At 57.8% G+C, this 6,391-nt stretch carries 4 protein-coding genes and 2 pseudogenes; all 6 read left to right on the forward strand.

Annotated features, from left to right (window positions below; genetic code table 11):
• A pseudogene (locus U1739_RS20805) lies at nt 1–95 on the forward strand (IS5/IS1182 family transposase); the annotation flags it as partial.
• 96 nt (nt 96–191) lie between these two features.
• Nucleotides 192–1,341: pseudogene (locus tag U1739_RS20810) on the forward strand (IS3 family transposase).
• A gap of 256 nt (nt 1,342–1,597) precedes the next feature.
• On the forward strand, nt 1,598–2,179 hold the full coding sequence (locus U1739_RS20815) for a septation protein IspZ (protein ID WP_332710533.1): 582 nt from the start codon (nt 1,598–1,600) through the stop codon (nt 2,177–2,179).
• A 239-nt stretch (nt 2,180–2,418) separates the two neighbouring features.
• Entirely contained in the window at nt 2,419–2,721 is a 303-nt protein-coding gene (locus U1739_RS21305; RefSeq protein WP_443025619.1) for a GFA family protein, read from the forward strand.
• Nucleotides 2,722–4,925: 2,204 nt separating this feature from the next.
• Nucleotides 4,926–5,228: a hypothetical protein gene (locus tag U1739_RS20820; protein WP_332710534.1), complete on the forward strand. Its 303-nt coding sequence runs from the start codon at nt 4,926–4,928 to the stop codon at nt 5,226–5,228.
• A gap of 222 nt (nt 5,229–5,450) precedes the next feature.
• On the forward strand, nt 5,451–5,852 hold the full coding sequence (locus U1739_RS20825) for a hypothetical protein (RefSeq protein WP_332710535.1): 402 nt from the start codon (nt 5,451–5,453) through the stop codon (nt 5,850–5,852).
• Nucleotides 5,853–6,391 lie beyond the last annotated feature (539 nt).

The raw sequence follows: 6,391 nt of genomic DNA on the forward strand, positions 1-6,391 counted from the left end.
TCGTTCGCGATTACGAGCAACGGATCGACGTCTCGGAGGCCATGATCCATGTCGCTCTCGGCAGCCTCATGCTCCGGAGAATTGTCCATCCGTGAACATTCTCAAACGGACTCTTAGAAATTGGGGCAATGTGAGCTGCTGCCGGTTTCGTGGACACCGAGATAAGGTGTTTTCGGAACCGGAGGGTGACAATGCAACGACGGAAGTTTAGCCGAGAGTTCAAGCTGGAGGCGGTGAAGTTGGTCCGCGAAAGGGGCGTGGCGGTGACGCAGGCCGCGCGCGATCTGGACTTGCACGAGAACGTGCTGCGCAAATGGGTCCGCGAAGCGGAAGCTGATCCCCAGTCGGCGTTTCCGGGTAACGGCCAGATGAAGCCCGAGCAGCAGGAGATTGAGCGGCTGCGCCGCGAGTTGGCCCGGATGAAGGCCGAACGCGACATCCTAAAAAAAGCCGCGGCCTACTTTGCCAGGGACTCGATATGAAGTTCGGGTTCGTCGCAAAACATCGAGGGATTTGGCCGGTATCGTGGATTTGCGAGGCGCTCGATGTCTCGCGCAGTGGTTTCCACGCCTGGCTCGTGCGCGCGCCGAGTGCCCGGTCGCGCAGCGACGAAGAGTATGCGGGTAAGATCCGCGCCAGCTTCATATCCAGCTACCGCACTTATGGTGCACGTCGGGTGTGGCACGATCTCTTGGCCGAAGGCCTTTCATGTGGCTTGCATCGCGTCGAACGGCTGATGCGTGTGCACGGCCTGATGGCGCGGCCCCGGCGTCGCGGTCTGCCTAAGGATCATGGCGAACGTTCGGTGATCGCCGGCAACGTGCTCGATCGGCAGTTCAGCGCGGACGCGCCCAACCAGAAGTGGGTGGCCGACTTCACCTATATCTGGACACCGCCGAAGGATGGCTGTACGCGGCCGCGGTGATCGACCTGTTCTCAAGGCGGGTGGTCGGCTGGTCGATGAGTGACACGATGACGGCGCAGCTCGTCACCGATGCGTTGATCATGGCGATCTGGCGGCGCGGCAAGCCCGATGCCCTGCTGCACCACTCCGATCAGGGCAGCCAATATACCAGCGAGCAGTTCCAGCGGCTAATGGTCGAAAACGGCGTCACCTGTTCGATGAGCCGGTCCGGCAACGTCTGGGACAACGCTGCGATGGAGAGCTTCTTCTCCTCGCTCAAGACCGAACGGATCGCGCGCAAAACCTACCGCACACGCAATCAGGCAAGGCAGGACGTGTTCGATTACATCGAGCGCTTCTACAATCCCACGCGCAGGCACTCGACCTTGGGGTATCTTAGCCCCATGGACTTTGAGAAGCAGGCTAATGTAGCCTAACCTCGTGTCTATGAGACCGGCAGCAGCTCAATGGCCGCTTTCGGCAGATACGTTCGCCGGCCGAATGGCTGACTATGGGCGTTTTCTGCCGGCAGCTTTTCGCCCCGTTAGCTGCCGGTCGGCTTTCGGGCGGCTTGATTGCCTCGGCACATCGTGAACGGCGAAATTTGGGTGGTTAGCGGACATCGAAAGGGGGACTTGCGGGATTGCGAGGAAGGGCTGATCCTTAAAGTCGCTGAGCGCGGAGAGAACGCCAATGCGATACCTGGTTCACACCGCTCGCCCCATCTTCGAAGACCTTATTGGCACGTTAGTTTTCTACCTGATCTTCGTGCTAACAGGGTCCGTGATCTGGGCAGCAGCAATCGGGTTGACGATCGGCGTTACTCAAGCAGTTCGGCACAAGCTAAAGCGCGAAGCTGTTCCGGGCCTGCTCGTGATCGGCATCGCACTCACGGTCAGTCTCGGTGGTTTGTCTGTGCTGACACACAGCGCCCGCTTCCTTCTCCTCAAGCCGAGCATCATCTATTGCTGTATCGGAGCGACGATGCTGCCGCGCGGATGGGTCAAGCGCTACGTACCTGCCATAGCGCTGGACCTGCTGCCCACGGCAATCTGGGATGGCGTAGGGTGGGCATGGGCATGGCTGATGTTCGGTACGGCAGCCGCGAACGTCTTGCTTGTCATCGCGCTGCCGCCCCACCAAGCGGCAACGTTGCTGCTCGTTCCTGCCACCGGTTCGAAGCTGGCGCTGTTCGCCGTGCAATATGGCGTATTGCGTGCGCGAGCAGGCGCCGCATTTCGCGCTCGTTCCACCGACATAGCTACTGACGTCTAAACGCTCCTTCGCGCGAGGCGTTGGTGGCCGTGTGACTGTCCGCAGCTGGGCGCTTCCGGTCCGTCTGCTCCTGGCCGCTGCTTTGCCGAACGATGGATGCCTTCTGGGGGCGGTCGATGCAAAGCTGCCTCCCTCTTGGCAAGTTCGAAGCATGGCTGGCAGTCATCGACCAGTCTAAACGGGTGCATAAGAGTACATTATCGGGCATCATTGTATCGGGACGGCAATAGGAGCGGCGGATGGCTTTCACGGTGCGTACAGCAACTTGTTCCTGCGGCCGCGTTCGGTGTGAGGGCATTGGCGCTCCGATCGTGAGTACGGTCTGCTACTGTAGCGATTGCCAGGCCGGGGGCACCAGATCGAAGCTTTGCCTGACGCAGGAAGCGTCCTCGATCCAGACGGCGGAACGTCATACCTCACTTATCGCGACGACCGCTTCGGCTGCGTCGAAGGCGCTGAATTGCTCGTCGGCCACAAGCTCAAGCCGGATGCACCGACGCAGCGCTTCGTGGCCGCCTGCTGCAATACGGGCATGTTTCTAAAATTCGCGCCGGGCATTGGACCTCATCCTATCGCTCACGGTTCAGTAGTCCGTTGCCGCCGATCGAAATGCGGACGAAGGTTGCTAGGCGTCAGTCCGATTTACCTATTCCCCAGGATGCCCCGGCATATCGCTCCTTTCCCTTGAAGCTCTTCCGCCGCTTGCTCGCCGCTCGCGTTGCGATGTTGTTCGCCCGCGTCCGCCAGTCGGTTATGAGCCTCGAGACCATTCGGAGACGACCGTAGTTGGCGGCAAGTCAGCGCGCCAAGGAACGGCTTAGACCGTGCGTCGTCGACCGTCCGGTCCTGGGATCCGCTTTGCCGTTGCGAACGTCGCATCGTCGTGGTTAGCGGAATGGAGGTTTTCGGTACTGTTTGTGTGCGGCAGGACCATTCATTCGTCGCATCCGCGCGCGATAAGCGTCCGCAATCGGCATTGATCGCGCTGCTATGAATGGCGAAGCGGACATTGGCACGCAGTGCAGCGATACAAATTCGCGCCCGCGAAGGCGCTATAGCACGAGCCGCAATCATAACTGAACTACATCATAAGCAAATAGGACCTGAATGACAGCTTGAACGACCAAGCAGGTTGAGAAGAACACAAGCATCCATCGTGTGACTGAGAGCTTCAACTTTGCGGAAAGCGCAAAAGCAACAACCAGGCCAATTGCGCTGGGTATCCATAACCACCATCTTTCCGGCGGTGCAGCAAAATTGCTTCGTAGGTATAGGGAGGCGATGTAACCGACGACGAGGATCGCGCCGGCGCCTAGGGCGTCAAAGGCTACTTGGCGGGATTCCGCGGAGGGCGAGCTCATCAGAAATCCTTTTCATGTAAAATTCGTAGTAATCCTTCGACTTGCCAGCGAAGAAGTTGGTTAGACTTAAAAGCATCGCTCCGTACGCAGCGCCACGTGTTATGCGCCCTGCCGTCACAGGACCGGTCTTCGAAGCAATATAAGCTGAGCCACCGCTTGCACCGGATGTGGATACCGGATCACTCATGAAGTCCGCTCCTTTGCTGGATATGTCTGCAATGGGCGACAGGTCTTTATAAAATCTTCGGCATAGGTCTGTGCTTACGCAAGCAGGGTAGGCCCACGGCCGTTCGTGAATCTGATTTAATATAGATAGAAGTTTCGCTCTAATCGCGATGTCGTTGCGGTCTCTCAGGCCGCGCTCTATCGCGAGCCGTAATTGATTTGTTCCAGATGGCACCGTATGAACGTACAGCATCGCACGTAGTAACTGCGTTACAATTGGCTTGTTTGTACCGGGTGGCGGCGTCGTCGTCTTTAGAAACTTCGGCCAAAACCAAAAAACCTTGGCCTCCATTGAAACCAAGTAAAAGATAGGGCGGAGCTCGCTATCAGCTACTCTCCGGTAAGGTCCGGGACCGCTTTGCATTTTGCCTCCTGACCGCCATTACGATCCTGAAACGTCGTCACAGCAGCGGAGTTCCCATCCGATCGGCGCTTTGAGAGAGTCTGACGCTGATCGGCTTCGCGGGTCTTTTCCGCGGTCGGCCTCCCTGATGCCGATGCCGAAAGTGACCGCGTGCACCGGCGGGCTCCGCGACACAGCAGAATGACCGGAAGTGGGCGGTTCCCGCCCGGCGGCTTTCAGGCAAGTTATGCTAATTGGAGATCACGCTATGGCAGCTATTGCCCATTCAGCGCCCAAAACCCGCCGGTCGCCTATCGGCCAATAGCGGGCATCGGATTGAGATGATAAATGGCAGTCGTGCCATCGTTCTTTACCCATACCACCAACCGTCGCAGCGGACGACCTGAACCTCATCGGTCGTGGCTGATGATCTCGGTTTACATGGGCATATTCGGGTTTGGCGCAGCTTTGTTTTGCGTGATGGCAATATACTACGCTCTGTGGAGAGATCGCCCTGACGCACTTGTCAGCATTTTGCCGGTAGCCTGTTCATTCGCCGCCATCACATTCCTTCTTCGGTGCTTTCTAACGAGACGCAAAACGGCATTCGACATCGCGACCGCAGAGTATGAACGCATCTTGCGGACGATCGATTACAGCAGCTAACCACCCATCTATCGCCGTTAGCGACGCACCAAAACGGTCGGAGTGCCTGAAAGCCGACTGGCCGCTATCGGGCGGCAAAGCTGCCGGTCGCAAACCGCCCACTTGCAGACATTCGCCTCCTTGGGCATCTCAGCGCCAAAGGGGAACGACTTTGACCGGTGATGACCAGATTGCGGTAGAGCGCGTTCAGTCAGAGGCGTTTGGCGCGCTCGCTTCCATTCAATCCTATAGGGATTTGAACGAAGCGTATTTTGACAGATTTCGGCAAGCTGTAATTAACGCAAGTGCTTACTTTCAGGGCGAAAGCTATGCGCCGAGCATCTTGATTGACGAGCTAACCTTGGCCGCTCGCGTCCTACGGAACGAGGCGACTGCTTTTCCGGGCCGAACGGTTGCCTGCATGGAAATGGCAGAATGGCTGGATCGGCAGCGGAGGGGCTTGCCGCAAAAGTAAGAGGCAGAGCTACGACAGCTTTCCACCACTTTCCCCCGTTTCGATGCCATCGAGCGATGGGGGCCACATAAAAGCCGACCTACCAAGTTTTGGGGCCGAAAGCGGCCCGGCGGTAGTCGCCCAACTGCCGCCGCTCCTCGACCTCCGACTGAAATCGAAAGCTGACGTTTATTCACCCATGCTTTATCTAGCGGCATGCGAATGAGGAGGGAGAGTGGTTCCGTGCGCAACCAATGGCTGGACGACATCACCTCTCGAATTGCTGAACCTCCTTCATGGTGGCTGGCAGGTATTCCCCGGTACTGCGAATATCATCCGACCCGCTTTTTCGCCGCTCATGCGCAGGCGCTCGTGCGCGTGAGATGCATCGGCTGCTACCAAGCTTTCGACGTTGCGTGGGGCCTCGACACATTCACGGGAATAAGCTTTTCCGACAGTGAAATCGTGAACGCACTCGATAGATATTACGAGCATCCGCCTAGGCATAATCGAGCGACCACTGGCTTCAGCTGTGCTGGAAATAATGCAGGAGTCGAACTTTGGGCGATTTTGCAAGTTTGGCAAAGAGGGGGTACGGAATGGGTGCGACGCGAAAGCCTTGAGGGTGAAGTCAATATATCTTGAGCTGATACTGTAGTGTCAGCTATGCTCTCGGCCAACCGAAACCCGCCATTTCGCTTCCCACTACTATCTGCCGTTCGAGGCGACTTGAAAAACCAGAGCTTTGCCACGCGAAAAAGGATCCCAGCCACTGAGCAGTGCCGCCCTTATCGCAGGCTCAAGTTCAGTTCGGTGTATCTGCGGTCGGTGTCGGTAACCTCTGGCCAGCTGAGCGGCGTGCTTGGCCGGTGGGAAGTGAAGCAGCACCTCCCGGAAAACTGATCCTGCTTTGGCACCGACTGCAACAACCATCCCTTGGAAACCATCAACTGTGCACCATTGAGGCTCGCGGCGAAGCGCCCATTGGTATTCGACGCCATCGATCTCAATGTCGCCGTCCAAACTCCGCGTGTGCAGCATAAATACTGGCTATCATAAGGATGGCAGCTTTCCACCGAGGCTGTGTGAGAACGGTGGTCGAGCAGCGCTGATAGCGGCGCGTGCTAGCGCGGGGCGCTCAGGCCTGCATCGCAGCGATTAGCCCCGGCACGCCGACCAGAGCG

It is taken from the genome of Parasphingomonas puruogangriensis (genome assembly GCF_036663635.1).
GTDB lineage: Bacteria > Pseudomonadota > Alphaproteobacteria > Sphingomonadales > Sphingomonadaceae > Sphingomonas.

Coding starts and splice junctions, on each gene's coding strand:
- U1739_RS21305 (WP_443025619.1), top strand. CDS start 2,419: ATGGCTTTCACGGTGCGTACAGCAACTTGTTCCTGCGGCCGCGTTCGG.
- U1739_RS20815 (WP_332710533.1), top strand. CDS start 1,598: ATGCGATACCTGGTTCACACCGCTCGCCCCATCTTCGAAGACCTTATT.